A 15,729-nucleotide genomic window follows, 5' to 3' on the forward strand; every position below is an offset into this window, starting at 1 on the left:
ACTGGTTAGTAAGGTGTCAATCGCCTGTCGCGCGGAACCACGCGACGGCGGCCATGCCCTAAAATGGGATGAACGCCTCCACTCTCCGCGCCCCGCGCGGACAACCTGGGTAAACATGACAGAACAACATCTCCCTGAATTGGAACTCTCCTTGCGGCAGCTATGCCGCGATCCAGGCCAAACCGACGCCCTCGCGGCGCTGGTGGCGGCCGTGCGCCCCAGCGACCGCCAGCCGCCGCAGCACGCCACCGTCAATCTGCAAGCGCTGTCCTTTCTGCTGGAACACCATCCGGACTACCGCCAGGCCTTGCGCCAGGCCTTGTGCACGCTGCTGGCCGAAACCCGGCAGATCCCGCTCTACACGGAGGCCGGCATCCTGGCCAACGACGGCTTCGGCACTACGCTGATCCGCCGCCTGGGCGAGCGCGCCTTGCCCATGCCCTACAATCCGGACTCGCTGCGCGATCGCTTCGGCCGCTTGTTCAACCACAAGCATGACTACATCTGGCTGGATTCGGTGCCGGACGCCACCTGGCACTCCTTGTGGAAAGCATTGGCCTGGAACGAAGCGCCCAATCACGACAGCGCCCGCAATACCCGGCTGCAACTATTGGAATCGGTGCAGGTGCTGGCCGCCCGCATCACCGCCATCGGCCTGGAGCCGGAATTGGTGCGCGTCTGCCCGGAGGTGGAGCGCTTCGCTTCGCCCTTCATGCATTTGAACGCCGAAGTGCAGCGCTACGTGGATGTCTGCCACCAGGCCCTGGTGGACGGCGCCGCGCCGGCGGAAGACGAAAAGCAGATTCTAGTCTTGCTGGAGCAATGCGAAGCCATTCTGGGCAAGGTGCGCAAGAACGCCGCCCGCTACGGCATTTCGGTCAGTCTGACCTATCACGGCCTGCGCCTGGGACAGAGCATAGCCCGCTTGCGCGCGCTGCTTGAATTGCTCTCGCCCGAGCATAATCCAGCGCAGCGTCCCGAATTGTTCAAGCTGATCGTGGACTTCGCCCAGGCCGAAAACCGCAAGTACAGCCTCCGCGACCTGTTCAAATCCAATACCGAGCTGCTGGCGCTGCAGGTCACCGAGCACGCCGGCCGCCACGGCGAGCATTACATCGCGGAAGACCGCCGCGACTGGGCCAAGATGGGCAAGGCCGCGATGGGCGCCGGCCTGATCGTCGGCTTCATGGCGCTGATCAAGCTGATGCTGGCGCGCGGCCACCTGCCCTTGCTGCTGGAAGGCATCGCCTTCGGCCTCAATTACGCCATCGGCTTCATCATCGTGCAGATTCTGCACTTCACCATCGCCACCAAGCAGCCGGCGATGACAGCCGCCCGCCTGGCGGCCGCGCTGCACGAAAAGAACGGCCGCAAAAAGCAGCTGGACGATCTGGCCGACTTGATCGTCAAAGTCGCGCGTACCCAGTTCATCGCCATCGTCGGCAATGTGCTGCTGGCCATCCCCACCGCCGCGCTGATCGCGCTGGGCTGGCATTATCTGTTCGGTGCGCCGGTGGTGGACGCCGCCAAGGCGCAGAAGCTGCTGCATGAGATCGACCCCATCCACAGTCTGGCGCTGCCGCATGCCGCCATCGCCGGCGTATTCCTGTTCCTGTCTGGCCTGATCGCCGGTTATTACGACAACAAGGCCATCTACCGCCGCATTCCGGAGCGGATCGCCAGCCATGCGCTGCTGCGCCGCGCCCTGGGCGAAAACCGCGCCTGGAAACTGGGGCACTATGTAGAGCACAATCTGGGCGCGCTGGCCGGCAATTTCTATTTCGGCATGTTCCTGGGCCTGACCGGCACCGTGGGCACCATGCTGGGCCTGCCGCTGGACATCCGCCACATTACCTTTTCCTCGGCCAACCTGGCGTTCGCCAGCGTGGCGCTGGACTTTCAGGCGCCCTTGTCCGCCGTGCTGCTGGGAACAGCCGGCGTGGCGTTGATAGGCTTGGTGAACCTCGGCGTCAGCTTCGCGCTGGCCTTATGGGTGGCCTTGCGCTCCCGCAAGCTGTCAGCCTCCATGCTGCTGCCGCTGCTGCCCATCCTGGCTCGACGCTTCCTGCGCCAGCCGCAATCCTTCTTTGTGCCGCCCCGCCCGGCTGCCGTAGAGGCCGGCGGCGCGCCGCTCCCAAGCCCGGGCGAACCTGCGCCGGAAGTAGCGAAGACCCCTGATTGATCCTATAAAAACTGTAGCAATCAAAACAAAAAGTTTGACCACCCTCGCCCCGCGCGGGGGTTTTGCAAGCAAGTATCGGCAGAGGTCGCTATGGATCTGGATCAGGCATTGCTCACGCATGCGGAGTGGAAGACGCGTTTTCGAGAGGCTGTCAATAAACAGGAAAGCATGGATGTAGAAACCATCTCGCGGGACAACTGCTGCGAACTGGGCAAATGGCTGCACGGCGACGGACGCAACCGCTACGGCAAGCTGAGCATCTTTCAAACTTGCGTCCACCGCCATGCGATTTTCCATCGAGAAGCCGGCAAGATCGCGCAAATGATCAATCTGCATCAATACCAGCAAGCGGAGCTGGCCATGCAAGAGGGCGATTACGCCGTCGCCTCCAGCGCCGTAAGCGTGGCCATCATGCAACTCCGGCAAGAGACGGCGGCCAACAGCCCCAAATAAAACGGGGGGAGGCCCCCCGTTTCTCGTTTCCGGCGATTACAGCTTGGCCTCCATCCCCAGGCGTATGGTGCGGCCCGGCATGGGCATGCTGATCACCGAGCCGGGATCGACCGCGTAGCGGTTGGTCAGATTGTCCACATTCAGGCTAAGGCTGACGCGCTTGTTCATCTTGTATTCGGCAAACAAGTCGAACAGTTTCTCGGACGGCAGCTCGATCACCGGGCTCGCCCCCGTGCCTTGCAGCCATTGCGCCGGATTGGTCTTGGCGGAATGGTAGCGCATCCGGCCGCCCAGCGTGGCCGAACCATCCAGCAGATATTTGCCCGCCGTCACTACGTAATTGTTCTTGGGCGGAATGCGGGTCGGGATCAGGCTCCACGCAAAACCGTTGGCGTTGCACTGCGCGGTGTCGCGGCGGCCCGCTTGCAGCGCGGAGCACACTTCCGGCTGCCGATACAGCGTGGCGGCCGCATCGACGAAGAAGGAGGCGCTCTTGTAGTTAAGGCCCAATTCATAGCCGCGCAGCCGCAGCTTGTCGTAATTGAGGAAGGTGAAATTGCCCCGCCACTCCGACATGCCAGGCGTGGAGTCCAGCCATGCGCCGGTAATGAAGTCATGGACGGTATTGTCGAAATAGCTGGCGCGCAGCTTGAGGCTGTCGCGGGCGGACAGCACATCGGCGAACTGCGCGCGCAAACCCAGCTCCCGGTTGACCGACTGCTCAGGCCGCAGCGGATTGTAGGAGTTGTAATTGAAAATTTCTGTCGACGTGGTGGACTCATACAAGCTGGGCATCCGGCTGCTGCGGCTGGTCTTGAGATAAGCATCCGCCCAATCGGCCAATTTGACATTCAGCTGGGCCAGCAAGTCGGCTCGCGGCGAAAAGCCCACCTCGCTGCCGGCGGCGTAATCGCGAGTATTGGCGTCATGCAGATTCGCGCCGAGCATCAATTGGGCGCGGCCCAAGTCCAGATTGGCATTCGCGAACAGGCTGCGCTCCTGGCGCAAGCCCCTGCGCGCGCTGCCGGCCCGGCTGGGGTCGCCGGAGAAGTTGTAAGTGGGCCGGATCTTCTCCTGCTGCACCGCCAGGCCATACTCCAGCATCAGGGGCAGGCTGGACAGCTCGGATCGATTGCTCAGATTCACGCCGTGGCGGTCATTCCGGTAGGCATGCAGATATTGGTCGCCATAGGACGATCCCGGCGGCCCCGACCACAGGCCGTTATGCTGGCGCATGTCCGCTTGCGTCGCCCATGCCGCCATCTGCAGGTCGATCAAGCGGTTGCCGCTGGGCGCATAGCTATAGCTGGCGCTGTAGGCATGCACATCCGCCGTGCCTAGCTCCCATTGCGGCATGGTTTCCACGCCCGGCGGCAGGTCATTGAAATCCCGATCATGGCTTCCCTTGTACCAATAGGCCGCCAACAACTCCCCTGCGCGCTGCTGATGGCGGCGGTAAATGAACTGCGCGCGCTGCCCATCCGCCACATTGAGGCCCAGCTTGGCCAGCAGCGAATTGCTGTCGTAACTGGTATTCACCACCTCCTGCCCCGGCGAGGTCACCGCCTCAGGATATAAATCCCGGCCGCGCTGGCCGGCGAAATAATTGCCGGTCCGGCGTTTGCTGAACGCGATCAGCGCATCGTAACCAGGCTGCTTGTACGCCAAGGCCAAGGTGGCGGAGCCATTATTGAAAACGCGCGGACCGATGCCGTTATTCAGCTGGTAATAGACTTGATCTCGCTCATTGGCCGGGACATCCGGCATCTTGTTGTTATTGTAAAGATTTCCCTTGACCAGCGCGCCGAAGGACTCGCCCGGCAACAATACATCCTCGACGCCCAGCGTCTTCATCTGCACCAAGCCGCCCACCGCGCCGCTGGAGAAGGCGCCGGTCGAGGCGCCCTCCTCTATGCTGACGCGGCTGATCAGATCGGTATCGATATAGGTTCGGTCGCTGGTGCCTTGATAGCCGCGATTGGTATGCGTCGATTGCAGGCTGCCGTCGATCACCACCGGCACCCGGCCCTCGCCTTGCAGGCCGCGGATGGCCAAGTCGATGGCGCCGGCTTCATTGCGGGCGTTGTTGACCGTTACGCTGGGCTGGCCGGAAAAGATGTCGGCATTGCCGGTTCCGCGCGCGCGGCGCAGATCATCGGCTTCCAGCACGGTTTTTTGTCGCTCAGGCGAGGTAGCGGTGACACGGACCGGCTCCATCATCTGTTCCTGAGGCGCGGCCCACAATGCTTGCGGGCACAACGCCGGCATAGCCAGCCAAGTGGCGAGAGTTTTCTTCTTCATTTGTTGCGCTTTTGTTAACGAAAGGTGCGAAAGCGCAAATACTAATGAAAACCACTCATATTTTCAATGATAATGATTCTTATTTATATTTCACATTGAACGATTCCACGCAAGAATCACCACCATTCACAGCCTGATCAGCAACAATTCAGCCTAGACCAGCAACCGGCAAGGGGGAGGCGATGAGGACAAGCGCTCCGGGCGCCGCGCATGAAACACGCAGAGGCAGATCGACCCAAGCCAGAGCCAAACTTGACCCGGCCGCCCCGCTGTCCTCAGCCGCGGCTGCAGCGCCACGCCAAACAGCGCGGGGGCTCAGTCATGCAATCGGCAATTGCACAATTCGAACTCATGGCCGCCGGGCGTAGACAATACGATGGAGTTCATTTGAGGATTATCCAGTCCATCCAGCACCACCAAGGCGCCGGCCGACTGGGCTCTGGCGATGGCCGACGGCAAGTCGCCCGCCTCGAACTCGAACACCGGCACGGCGCCGCTGCCGGCAATCTTCTCGCCGAAATCATTGAGCAACAAGCCCAGCCTCGCGCCATCCAGCGCGAACTCGCTCCAATGGCTGCCGCTCTTGCTTGGCTCGCTAAGCAGAAAGGCTTGCCAGAATGCCCGCTCGGCTTCCATATCCAGCACTTTCAGATACACGCTGCGGATGCGCATCGAAATCCCCTTGTTGGCTTTCAGTGTCCGGCCTGCCGCTGCGGGCAAGCATGCCGCACAAATATAGTATTGGCATAATATAAAATACAGCGCTCTTACGGCAGCAACACGCCTTCCGGCTTAGCCCAAAAAGCCGCGTCCAAGAGATAATCCGCCGTTTCCTGCCGCTGGCCCGGATTGGCCAACACCAAATGCAGCTTGGGCGGCTGATTCTTAGGCAAAGCCATCTGCCAAGCAGCCAGCGTGTATTCTTTGCCGTTGCGCCACAGGCTATTGTCCGCGCCATCATGCCTATCCTGACTCAGCGCCTCGAACTCCCGCAGCGTATGCGTCTGATTTTGCGCGAGCAGGCTTTGAATGCGCCCTAAACGCACCCGGCTGCTTTCCCCTGTCTGTTGCGCGATGTCCAACAGGCTGGCGTCAAAGTAATGATTGGTATGCGCCAGCGTGCCATTGCTTTGCCGCGTCAGCCGATAGCGGCCATGCTGGCCCACCTCAACCTGCATCAAGCCTGTGGCATCGGCCATCAGCAGAAACATCGGCCGGGATTGGGAGAACACCTTGCCCGCCCCCGCCTCCACCTGATCCAAGGAGGCAAACTCCCTCAGCAGTTGCGCCAGCACGGCATGCTTGCTGCTGTCGGCCAACCTCAGGTCCCGCGGCAAGCTGCTGGCCGATGCGCCGACCAAGGCCAGACCCCGCTCATTGACGCCGGCCTTGAGGCCCGGCGCGCTGCCATTGTCGGCATACAGCCCCAAGTAGGCAAAACCGTGGCCAGGATGGCGCAAACGCAGAGACTGGACATGATCCGGCCGCCAATCGCGATTCTTGGCCAGCAAGGTGCCGTCCTCCGACGCGTCGCCGCTTGCGCCCCACAAGGTGCAGGCTTGCGGCGCGCCTGACAACACAATCGCCACGCCTGCAGCCAACACGAGCTTTACTATTCGCATCCCTCGCCTCCCATTATCCCAACTCGCCCTTGGCAAGCGGCTCGCTTCCAGTAATGGACCGCATAGGCTCAGCCATATTCCGCCAACGACGCCAGGCGGATGTCCGCATCCCGCAGCCGCATCTCCGGCTTCAGATTGGCTTGAACCTCAATGGCTTGCCCGATGCGCTCCAGGCCACCCATTCGACCAACCGCGCCCTGCATATCAGACACCCGCAGGCCCGCTCCAACGCAAACGTTAAACCTGTTCCGTGACAAATTCGCCCGTCAGACACAGATATTCGTCATTCGCGCTGATATTCGGAAAACCAGCTTTGCCGGATGCAAACCACAGCCCTGTCGCCTCATCTCCTTGGCCTGCCGCTCATGCGCCCAGCGCTGCCCCATGCCGCCGCATCCAGTCGGCCAGGCTTTGCAAGGGGGCGCCCAGCGTCGCGCCCAAGGGGGTGATCTGATACTCCACCCGCGGCGGCATTTCCGGATACACCTCGCGGCTCAGCAAGCCGCGTCGTTCCAGCAAGCGCAGCTGCTTGGTCAGTTCTTTTTGCGTGATGCTGCCTATCGCCCTCTGCAACTCGTTAAAGCGGATCGGACCGCCCTGCATGATCAGCCTATACAGCACCGGCACCGCCCATTTCCCGGATATCAAGCCGACGAACTGCAGCATGGGGCAATCCGAAATTGCATTCGTCGGCGGTATTGGATGGCTATCTTCTCTCATCGTGTTTTTCCAACAGTATGCAAATGGTACCTACTACCTTAAAAATACTGAATGTCATACATTGCATTTCCTCATTACACACACGGAAAGTCAATATGAATAGGCTGCAAGGAAAGCATACCCTCATCACCGGCGGAACCAGCGGCATTGGCCTGGCCACCGCACGCGCCTTCCTGGCCGAAGGCGCTCATGTCGCCATCACCGGCCGCAGCCAGGAATCGTTGGAAGCCGCGAAAGAAGCGCTGGGCCCCAGGCTGCTGATCGTTCAAAGCGATGCAGGAAAAGTTAAGGATCAAGTCAAGTTACCGGCCCAGTTGCGCGATGCGGGCTGGGATCGGCTGGATGCGGTTTACATCAATGCGGGGGATGTCACTCACCAGCCGGTAGAACGCTGGCGCGAGGCGGATTTCGACCGGGTGATGTCGACCAATCTCAAAGGACCGTTTTTCTTGCTGCAAGCCTTGCTGCCCATGCTGGCCAAGCCCAGTTCGGTGATCCTGTGCGGCTCGACCGGCGTGAATATAGGCTTGCCGGACAGCAGCGTGTACGTCGCCAGCAAAGCAGGCTTGATGTCCTTGGCGCGTTCGCTGTCCGGCGAATGGCTGACGCGCGGCATCCGCGTCAACTGCCTGACGCCGGGACCGACGGAGACGCCCGCCTTCGGCAAAACCGGGCTAAACGGTGAACAAGAGGCGCGCTTGAAAGACGCGGTCCGCAGCCTGGTGCCGCTTGGCAGACTGGGTCGGCCGGAAGAACTGGCGCAAGCCGCTGTTTTCCTGGCTTCGGATGAGTCCCAATTCATGCTTGGCAGCGGCATGCTGATGGATGGCGGCACCGGCACGCTGTAAGCGCCGGCACTCCGCGCCAGGCTAACAGTCTGCTGGACATAGGCTGTTCTTGAATGGGCGGGCAAGCTCTGCTGCCGCCCGCCTTATCGACTACCCCTGCTTAATTCAGGAAATGATATTCCAGCACCTCGTCGCCGAAACCATCCGTTTCTCCGGTGGCGGTCCAGCCAAGGTGGCGATAAAAACCATGCGAGCGCACGGCGGGGTCGCTATTGCAGCCCAGGAACAAACGGCTATGGCCCTGCTGGCGCAATACCGCCATGACTTGCCCCAGCAGCGTCTTGCCGACGCCCAAACCCTCAGCTTGCGGCAGCAAGGCCAGCACGACTATTTCGCCGCTTGCGATCTCGCCAAAGCAATAGCCGACAATCTCGCCGGCCGACTCGGCCACCACCCCGGGCAACGCTCCCGAGCGCACGCTTTGCGCCCAGCTTTCCCGCGTGATGCCCACTTCATTCAAGCGGGCTTCTGAAACGGCGTTTTCACGGGTCTGGCCCCGGATAACAATGCAGGCGGCGATATCTTCCGGACTCGCGGTTCGATAGCTCACAGCAGTCATGACTTCTCCCAAAGAACAATTTAAAGAACAATAAAAAATCGACTTAAGGTCGATTTAAATAAGAATATATCACAACAGCGCCTACAACGACGTCATCCATGGCTAGCCATCAGCCTTCCAGGCCCGTTCCTTGATGGAACACCACCCGCCACACGCCATCGGTCTCTCGCCGCCAGAAATTGCGCTCCCATTCCATGAACTGTCGTTTCCATTGCGCTATCTCCACACCCACACCCCCGATATGCCGACAAAAGCAAACCCCGCGCATCCGTCGCCGGATTTCGCGGGGGTGGATGAATATACGACATTCATTCAATGCCATTCTGGCCGCAAACCTATCGATTATCAGCCTGCTATTTTTCCCGCAACTCGTAAGCTCGGTCCATCAGCGCCTTGCGCCATTCGCTCATCGCGATTTCCACCAAGTCCGGCTGACCGGCAAAGCCAAACTCGATATGCATCTGGGGAATGGCGTCATTGCCGAAACTGGGCAGGCTGGACAACTTGAGCGAGGGATAGCGATGAGTGAAGTCCTGCATCAGGCCGATCAAGTCGCCCTCCCTGGCATTTATCGCAATGCAGGCTTTCTCGATGTCCGGCTGATCATTGAACAACTGGCGGTAACGCGTATCCAGCGCCCACTCGATCATCGGCCAGGCCATGCTGGGAAAACCGGGCACAAAGTGAACATGGCCATGCGAGAAGCCTGGCACCTGATTGACCGGATTGGGAATGATGGCCGAACCTTGCGGAAAATGGCCCATCTGGATGCGGTGCGGGTAAGCCTCGTCGCCGAAGCGGCTCTCCAGCAACACCTTGGCTTCCGGATGCAACTCCAAGGACAGCCCCAGCGCCCGCGCCGCGCAGGCGCGGGTGTGGTCGTCAGGCGTGGCGCCGATGCCGCCGAAGCTGAACACCAGGTCGCCGCTGGCGAAAGCCCGGCGCAAGGCGGCTTCGATGCGGCCGGGATCATCTCCCAAATACTCCGCCCAGGCCAACTTCATGCCGCGCGCGGCCAGGATGCGGATCAAGGCCTGCATATGTTTGTCCTGGCGTTTGCCGGACAGCAGCTCGTCGCCGATGATCAATGCGCCCGTTTGCATACCCTCTCCCCTGAATCCATCGCGAAGCGCGCAAATTCGAACTTGCCCACACTCCGCCCTCAGTTTTCGCCGCCCCGCTCCAGCATGCGCCGGCAGACGGCGTAGCAATCATCGATATGGCTGTTGCCGACATAGCGCATGGCGGCGAAGCCGATGGCGGCATTGGCGGCCCAGCCCAGCACCGGCACCAGCTTCAGCGCCTGCTTGCCGGCCCAGCGCCCCGCGGCGCGCTTGACCAAAGCCGCAAGCAAGCTGCGCGTCACCTCCATGCCCAGCAAGGCGCTGCCGGCGCGGCGAATCAGTTGATACAGCAGTTGCTTGCGCGCCGCGTCGTAAGCGGCGATCTGTTCCGGCGCCACGCCGAAGCGCTGATTGATGGCGGGGATCAACTGCAGCAGGATGGCCACGTCGGCAGCCACGTCCACGCCAGGCGCAGGCAAGGCCGAGGCTCCGGCCGACAGCGCCGCGCGGCCGTTCACCATGGCGCGGCATTGCTCGCGGATGGCGTCCAGCTCGGCCAGGCTGGCGGGCAGCATCAATGCGCCTCGCCCACCTGCGGACCGGTCAGCGCATCCTTGGGCATGGCCAACTGTTTGACCACAGCCTGCGCGGCGGCGAAATCCGGCGTGGCGATCTGTTGCTGCCAATCCTCGGCGCGGCTTTTGCCCGCCATCCGCTCCAGCCGCTCCGCCAGTTTGGGCTGCAGCGGCGGCACCAGGCCGGCCAGCATGATGTCCGCCTCTTCCGGCTGATTGCAGACCAGCACCATGTCGCAGCCGGCCGCCAGCGCCGCGTCGGCGCGCTGCACATAGGTGCCCGCGCCCGCCGCGCCCGCCATGTCCAAAGCATCGGAGAAAATCACGCCGTCAAAACCCAGCTGGCCGCGCAGAATATCGGTCAACCACACCTTGGAGAAACCCGCCGGCTGGCTGTCCACCGCCGGATACAGCACATGGGCCGGCATCACCGCGCCCATGCCAGCCTCGGCCAGGCGCGCGAACGGCACCAGATCGTCGCGCTCGATATCGGCCAGCGCTCTGTCGTCTTGCGGCATCAGGTGGTGGCTGTCGCCTTCCACGTAGCCATGGCCGGGATAGTGCTTGCCGCAGCTCATCATGCCGCCGCGGCCCAGGCCTTGCTGCAAAGCTTCGGCCAGCTCCGCCACCGCTTCCGGATCGCGGTGGAAGGAACGGTTGCCGATCACGGCGCAGCGCTCCCAGTCCAGATCCAGCACCGGGGTGAAGGACAGATCGATGCCGCAGGCCGACAACTCGGCTGCCAGCACATAGCCCACCGTTTCGGCCAGCTTGCGCGCTTCGTCCTGATTCTGGTCCCACAGCTCGCCCAGCACATTCATCGGCGGCAGGCGGGTGAAGCCGTCGAGGAAGCGCTGCACCCGTCCGCCCTCATGATCGACGGCGATCAATAGATGCGGGCTGCGCAAGGCTCGGATTTCCGCAGTCAGCGCGCGCAGTTGTTCTACATTCTGGAAATTGCGGCGGAACAGGATGATGCCGCCCACCAGCGGGTGCGACAGCCGCGCGCGCTCCTGCTCGGTCAGCGCGAAGCCGGCTATGTCCACCATTACCGGGCCGCGGGGAAGATTCAAAGTATTGTGGGCCATGGGTTTATCCTCGACCATTGAGACGGACGGTCTGCCGAACAGACAGACCATATAACAACGAATTGGCGATGCGTCTTAGCGCCAATGGCTGACACTGCGAGCGCCCCATGCGAACGCCTGGCATGGCGGAACACGCTGATGTCGGCGCCAGACACGGCGGAACGCCCGCGTAGCGGGCTTCCGCCCTACGATGCGGATTCCAATACGACAAAGGCCAGCGCGTGGCCACGCTCGTCGCTGATCGTCACATGCATGCGGCTCACGCCGCGCGCGGCGACAAAATCGGCCAGCGCTTCGGACAAGACCAGCAAAGGCTTGCCAAGTTCATCGTGAGCCACGCCAATAGCGGTCAGCAAGGCGGGTTCGACCACGCCGGTTCCCAGCGCCTTGGCGAAAGCCTCTTTGACTGCGAAGCGCTTGGCCAGGAAACGCGTGGGGTCGGCATGATTTTCAAACTCGGCCTGCTCGGCCACGGTCAGAATCCGCCGCCCGGCCTTGACGCCCCAGCGCTGGTGCAGCGCGGCCATGCGTTCGATTTCGACCAGATCGCTGCCTATGCCGTAAATCATTACAGCCCCTGGCGGCCTTCTATCATCAGCGCCTTCATTTCGCGCACCGCCTGCGGGAAGCCGACAAACAGCGCGTGGGCGACGATGGCGTGGCCGATGTTCAGCTCGGCGATCTGCGGAATGGCGGCGATGGGCTTGACGTTGTGATAGTTCAAACCGTGGCCGGCGTTGACCACCATGCCCAGGCTGGCGCCGAACTCAGCCGCCTCGCGGATGCGGGTCAGCTCAGCCTCGCGCTCCTGGGCATGCGGCGCGTCGGCGTAAGCGCCGGTATGCAGCTCGATCACGCGCGCGCCGGCCTGGTAGGCTTTCTGGATTTGCTCGCGGTCCGGATCGATGAAGATGGACACGCGAATGCCGGCCTCGGTCAGCTTGGCGGTATAGTGGCTGACATCCGCGTAATGGCCGCGCACGTCCAGACCACCTTCGGTGGTCACTTCCTCGCGCTTTTCCGGCACCAGGCAGACGTCTTCCGGCGCCACTTCCAGCGCGTGAGCCAGCATTTCCGGCGTCATCGCCATTTCCAGATTCATGCGGGTTTTCAGCACCGGACGCATGGCCTTCACATCGGCGTCCTGGATGTGGCGGCGGTCTTCGCGCAGATGCAGCGTGATCAGGTCGGCGCCGCTGGATTCGGCCACCAGGGCGGCTTCCACCGGGCTGGGGTAACGGGTGCCGCGCGCCTGGCGCAGGGTGGCGACGTGATCGATGTTTACGCCCAATAAAATCATTTTCATCCCCTTTTGTTCTCGCCTTCAGTCCGACAAGGACTGGATGGCCTGCAATAATTGGCGCGAAGCCAAAGGCTCGTCGCCCAATAGCGCGGACAACCAAACCCGGCTCAGCTGCCGCGCCTGCCCGCGCGTGGCCGGCAGGCTGAAATCATCTTCATGGATGGCCAGCAGCGCCTCGCCGGACATGCGGGTCGCCCGGCCATTCAGCATCTGGTCCGGATAGTCGTCCGGCTCCGGCTGCGCCGCGTCTCTGCACAGATAATGCCGCTGCGGGTCGATGGCGTCGCCCTGCCCGTCCCGGTTCAGCGCCGGCGCATAGCCCAGCACCTGCGACAGCTTCAATTCATAGCGGCGCAAGGCGGCGGACAAAGGCACGCCGCGCGACAGGTCGCGCACCGCCCGGTCATAAACGGAAAAAGCCCGCGGTTCGGGATCGTCCCGCGCCGTGAGCTTCATCATCAATTCATTCAAATAAAAGCCGCAAACCAGCGGCAAGCCGGACAAGGCCCGCACCCCGCCGTCCCAATCGGCCGCATGCAGCGTGCGCAGCTCGCTTTTGCCGAACCAGGACAGTGTCAGCGGCTGAAACGGCAGCAACACGCCGCGCAAATCGGAGCGCGGCCGGCGCGCGCTGCGCGCCACCAGGCTGAAACGGCCATGATCACGCGTCAACACTTCCAGCAGCAGGCTGGTCTCGCGATGCGGCTGGGTATGCAGAATATAACCCGGCTGCTTGTCCACCCGGCCCGGCTGGCTCATGCGCAAGCGCCCTCGGGCAGGCGGTGGCTGACGGTGAACTCGAACTCGCCGGCCCCGCGCCCCAGGCGCTGGCGCACCAGCTGCTCCACCCGGTCGCGCCAGGCGGCGATGGCGTCCACGCTGTCCCAGAAGCTGAGCTGCTCGACAGCGTCGCCTCCCAGGCAACCGGGTTGGGCCGACGCCAGGCGCAAAGCGCACACCGACAAGGCGGCCAGCGCCGGAGTGGGCGCCTCCAGCTTCACGGCCCAGCAAGGCTGGGCCAAACCTGAGTCCAGCGGTTTCATCAGTCCAGGCCGAACTCGCGCAGGAAGCGGACGTCATCGGCCCAGCCGGACTTCACCTTCACCCAGACTTGCAGGAATACTTTGCCGTCGAACAGCTTTTCCATGTCCAGGCGCGCCTCGGTGGAGATCTTTTTCAGCTTCTCGCCGGCGCGGCCGATCACGATGGGCTTCTGATGCTCCTTGTCCACCAGCACCGCGATATGGATGCGGCGCAGCGCGCCGTCCATCTCGAACATTTCCACTTCCACGTTCATTTCGTACGGCAGCTCTTCGCCCAGGTAGCGGAACAGCTTTTCGCGGACGATTTCAGCGGCCAGGAAGCGTTCGTTCTTGTCGGTGATCATGTCCTCAGGGTAGAGCGGCATCGATTCCGGCAGATGCGGGCGCACCTGATCCAGCAGCTCGGCCAGCCGCTGGCCATGCTTGGCGCTGACCACTTCGACGCCGGCGAATTCGAATTCGGCGGTCACTTCGTCGATGAAGGCCTGCAGCGTCAGCTTGTCCTTGGCCTTGTCCAGCTTGTTCACCACCAGGATGACCGGGGTCTTCTTGGGCAGTAGCGCCATCACTTCCTTGTCGGCGGCGGTGAAACGCATCGCTTCCAGCAGGAACAGCACGCAGTCCACGCTGCCGAGCGAATCTTTCACGCTCTTGTTCAGCGCCTCGTTGAGCGCGCCTTTGTGATAGGTCTGGAAACCAGGCGTATCGACGAAGACAAACTGCGCCGCGTCTTCGGTATGGATGCCAGTGACGCGGTGGCGCGTGGTTTGCGATTTCTTGGAGGTGATGCTGATCTTCTGGCCGATCAGGTGGTTCATCAGCGTGGATTTGCCCACATTGGGGCGGCCGACGATGGCGACGAAGCCGCAGTGGAATGGTGTATCGGTCATGATCTTTTCTTGCTTGCTGCGAGTTTCTGTTCCAGCAGGACCAACGCCGCTTCGGCTGCCTGCTGCTCGGCGGCGCGGCGGCTGCCGCCGTCGCCTGTGGAAATCAGGGCCAGTTCGCCCAGATCGCATTCCACCTTGAACGATTGTTCGTGCGCTTCGCCGCTTTGCGACAAAATGCGGTATTTCGGCAAGGCCAGCTTGCGCGCTTGCAGCGCTTCCTGCAAGCGGGTTTTCGCGTCCTTGGCCTGGCGCGTGGTGTCGATGGTGGCCACTCGCTGATTATACAAGCGGCGCACCACTTGCTCGGCGGCGGCGAAGTCGGAATCGAAGCTGACCGCGGCGAAGGTCGCCTCCACCGCGTCGGCCAGGATGGACGGCCGATTGAAGCCGCCGCTCTTGAGCTCGCCCTCGCCCAGGTAGAGATAGTCGCCCAGTTTCAGCTCATGGGCGATTTCCGCCAGCGTGTTCTGATTGACCAGATTGGCGCGCAGCCGCGACAGCTCGCCCTCGGTCAGCTGCGGAAACTGATCGAACAGCATGCGGGCCACGGTGTAATTGAGGATGCTGTCGCCGACGAACTCGAAACGCTCGTTGTTGGTGCTGCTATAGCTGCGATGGGTCAAGGCCTGCCGCAGCAGTTCCGGCTTTTGAAATGCATAGTCCAGCGCCTGGGACAGGCGCCGGAATCGGTTGTCGATTTGGGTCACGATAAGGTTACTGGGCAGACGGCTGGCCTGCCTCGGTGTCGAAATTGAATAGCAGACTGACGTTGCCGAACAAGGGCACTTCGCGCTTGTACTGAGCGCGCAGGTAATTGCTGCCGTTGCCGGCGATCACCGTCAGGTTCTCGCCCTTGATGGAAATGATGCCCGCCACGCTGGCGCGCTGATCGAACTCTTGCCGCAAGGTGTGCTCGCCGACATTGGTTTCAATCGCCAAGCCTTTGAGCGTGTTGCGCACATCCCCGAATTCGGAATAGACCGGCGCGATCTTGAAGATCGCCAGGACGGCGAAACCGACCAGAACCAGAAACATCAGAACCGCCGCCAGGGACATGCCTTGTTGTCGTTTCATTCATCGC

General features: G+C 62.0%; 19 protein-coding genes. 3 read left to right on the plus strand and 16 right to left on the minus strand.

Features of this window, described 5'->3' with window-relative positions; all coding sequences use genetic code 11:
• Nucleotides 1–115: 115 nt before the first annotated feature.
• Nucleotides 116–2,182: a site-specific recombinase gene (locus NKT35_RS19405; RefSeq protein ID WP_254296158.1), complete on the plus strand. Its 2,067-nt coding sequence runs from the start codon at nucleotides 116–118 to the stop codon at nucleotides 2,180–2,182.
• Nucleotides 2,183–2,272: 90 nt separating this feature from the next.
• On the plus strand, nucleotides 2,273–2,635 hold the full coding sequence (locus NKT35_RS19410; RefSeq protein ID WP_371926386.1) for a CZB domain-containing protein: 363 nt from the start codon (nucleotides 2,273–2,275) through the stop codon (nucleotides 2,633–2,635).
• A 36-nt stretch (nucleotides 2,636–2,671) separates the two neighbouring features.
• Here the strand turns inward: NKT35_RS19410 and NKT35_RS19415 are convergent, their stop codons facing one another.
• The 5 genes from NKT35_RS19415 to NKT35_RS19435 form a co-directional block, all read right to left on the minus strand.
• Nucleotides 2,672–4,936, minus strand: coding sequence for a TonB-dependent receptor domain-containing protein (locus tag NKT35_RS19415; protein ID WP_254296161.1), 2,265 nt, complete (start codon nucleotides 4,934–4,936; stop codon nucleotides 2,672–2,674).
• A 315-nt stretch (nucleotides 4,937–5,251) separates the two neighbouring features.
• Nucleotides 5,252–5,608 (minus strand): VOC family protein, encoded by a 357-nt coding sequence (locus tag NKT35_RS19420; protein ID WP_254296163.1) that lies wholly within the window; start codon nucleotides 5,606–5,608, stop codon nucleotides 5,252–5,254.
• Nucleotides 5,609–5,703: 95 nt separating this feature from the next.
• Nucleotides 5,704–6,558, minus strand: coding sequence for a carcinine hydrolase/isopenicillin-N N-acyltransferase family protein (locus NKT35_RS19425; RefSeq protein WP_254296165.1), 855 nt, complete (start codon nucleotides 6,556–6,558; stop codon nucleotides 5,704–5,706).
• 68 nt (nucleotides 6,559–6,626) lie between these two features.
• On the minus strand, nucleotides 6,627–6,770 hold the full coding sequence (locus tag NKT35_RS19430; RefSeq protein ID WP_254296167.1) for a hypothetical protein: 144 nt from the start codon (nucleotides 6,768–6,770) through the stop codon (nucleotides 6,627–6,629).
• Between the two features lie 151 nt (nucleotides 6,771–6,921).
• Nucleotides 6,922–7,224 (minus strand): winged helix-turn-helix transcriptional regulator, encoded by a 303-nt coding sequence (locus NKT35_RS19435; protein WP_254296169.1) that lies wholly within the window; start codon nucleotides 7,222–7,224, stop codon nucleotides 6,922–6,924.
• A gap of 149 nt (nucleotides 7,225–7,373) precedes the next feature.
• Between NKT35_RS19435 and NKT35_RS19440 the strand changes: the two genes are divergently transcribed.
• A complete protein-coding gene (locus NKT35_RS19440; RefSeq protein WP_254296170.1) occupies nucleotides 7,374–8,126 on the plus strand; it encodes an SDR family oxidoreductase in 753 nt (250 codons plus the stop codon).
• A gap of 100 nt (nucleotides 8,127–8,226) precedes the next feature.
• Here the strand turns inward: NKT35_RS19440 and NKT35_RS19445 are convergent, their stop codons facing one another.
• The 11 genes from NKT35_RS19445 to NKT35_RS19495 all read right to left on the minus strand — a co-directional run bounded on the left by NKT35_RS19445 (nucleotide 8,227) and on the right by NKT35_RS19495 (nucleotide 15,722).
• The gene (locus NKT35_RS19445) at nucleotides 8,227–8,685 is read right to left on the minus strand and encodes a GNAT family N-acetyltransferase (RefSeq protein ID WP_254296172.1); all 459 of its coding nucleotides are present in this window, start codon (nucleotides 8,683–8,685) and stop codon (nucleotides 8,227–8,229) included.
• Nucleotides 8,686–9,038: 353 nt separating this feature from the next.
• A complete protein-coding gene (locus tag NKT35_RS19450; RefSeq protein WP_254296174.1) occupies nucleotides 9,039–9,788 on the minus strand; it encodes a competence/damage-inducible protein A in 750 nt (249 codons plus the stop codon).
• Nucleotides 9,789–9,847: 59 nt separating this feature from the next.
• Nucleotides 9,848–10,324 carry a hypothetical protein gene (locus NKT35_RS19455; RefSeq protein WP_254296176.1) on the minus strand — a complete coding sequence of 159 codons (477 nt, stop codon included), beginning with the start codon at nucleotides 10,322–10,324 and terminating at the stop codon, nucleotides 9,848–9,850.
• Entirely contained in the window at nucleotides 10,324–11,412 is a 1,089-nt protein-coding gene (gene nagZ / locus NKT35_RS19460; protein WP_254296178.1) for a beta-N-acetylhexosaminidase, read from the minus strand. The genes NKT35_RS19455 and nagZ overlap by 1 nt, the downstream gene beginning before the upstream one ends.
• A 185-nt stretch (nucleotides 11,413–11,597) precedes the next feature.
• Nucleotides 11,598–11,981 carry a holo-ACP synthase gene (gene acpS / locus NKT35_RS19465; protein ID WP_254296180.1) on the minus strand — a complete coding sequence of 128 codons (384 nt, stop codon included), beginning with the start codon at nucleotides 11,979–11,981 and terminating at the stop codon, nucleotides 11,598–11,600.
• Nucleotides 11,981–12,712, minus strand: a complete 732-nt coding sequence (gene pdxJ, locus NKT35_RS19470) for a pyridoxine 5'-phosphate synthase (protein WP_254296182.1) — start codon at nucleotides 12,710–12,712, stop codon at nucleotides 11,981–11,983. Before pdxJ ends, acpS begins: the two co-directional genes overlap by 1 nt.
• 24 nt (nucleotides 12,713–12,736) lie before the next feature.
• Nucleotides 12,737–13,474, minus strand: coding sequence for a DNA repair protein RecO (recO, locus tag NKT35_RS19475; protein WP_254296184.1), 738 nt, complete (start codon nucleotides 13,472–13,474; stop codon nucleotides 12,737–12,739).
• Nucleotides 13,471–13,758: an antibiotic biosynthesis monooxygenase family protein gene (locus NKT35_RS19480; RefSeq protein WP_254296186.1), complete on the minus strand. Its 288-nt coding sequence runs from the start codon at nucleotides 13,756–13,758 to the stop codon at nucleotides 13,471–13,473. Before NKT35_RS19480 ends, recO begins: the two co-directional genes overlap by 4 nt.
• On the minus strand, nucleotides 13,758–14,648 hold the full coding sequence (gene era, locus NKT35_RS19485; protein ID WP_254296188.1) for a GTPase Era: 891 nt from the start codon (nucleotides 14,646–14,648) through the stop codon (nucleotides 13,758–13,760). The genes NKT35_RS19480 and era overlap by 1 nt, the downstream gene beginning before the upstream one ends.
• Nucleotides 14,645–15,355 carry a ribonuclease III gene (gene rnc / locus NKT35_RS19490; RefSeq protein WP_371926387.1) on the minus strand — a complete coding sequence of 237 codons (711 nt, stop codon included), beginning with the start codon at nucleotides 15,353–15,355 and terminating at the stop codon, nucleotides 14,645–14,647. The genes era and rnc overlap by 4 nt, the downstream gene beginning before the upstream one ends.
• Before the next feature lie 7 nt (nucleotides 15,356–15,362).
• Nucleotides 15,363–15,722 (minus strand): DUF4845 domain-containing protein, encoded by a 360-nt coding sequence (locus tag NKT35_RS19495; protein ID WP_254296190.1) that lies wholly within the window; start codon nucleotides 15,720–15,722, stop codon nucleotides 15,363–15,365.
• Nucleotides 15,723–15,729: the final 7 nt, after the last annotated feature.

Origin of the sequence: Chromobacterium sp. IIBBL 290-4, from assembly GCF_024207115.1 — a bacterium.
In the GTDB taxonomy this organism is placed as follows: Bacteria; Pseudomonadota; Gammaproteobacteria; order Burkholderiales; family Chromobacteriaceae; genus Chromobacterium.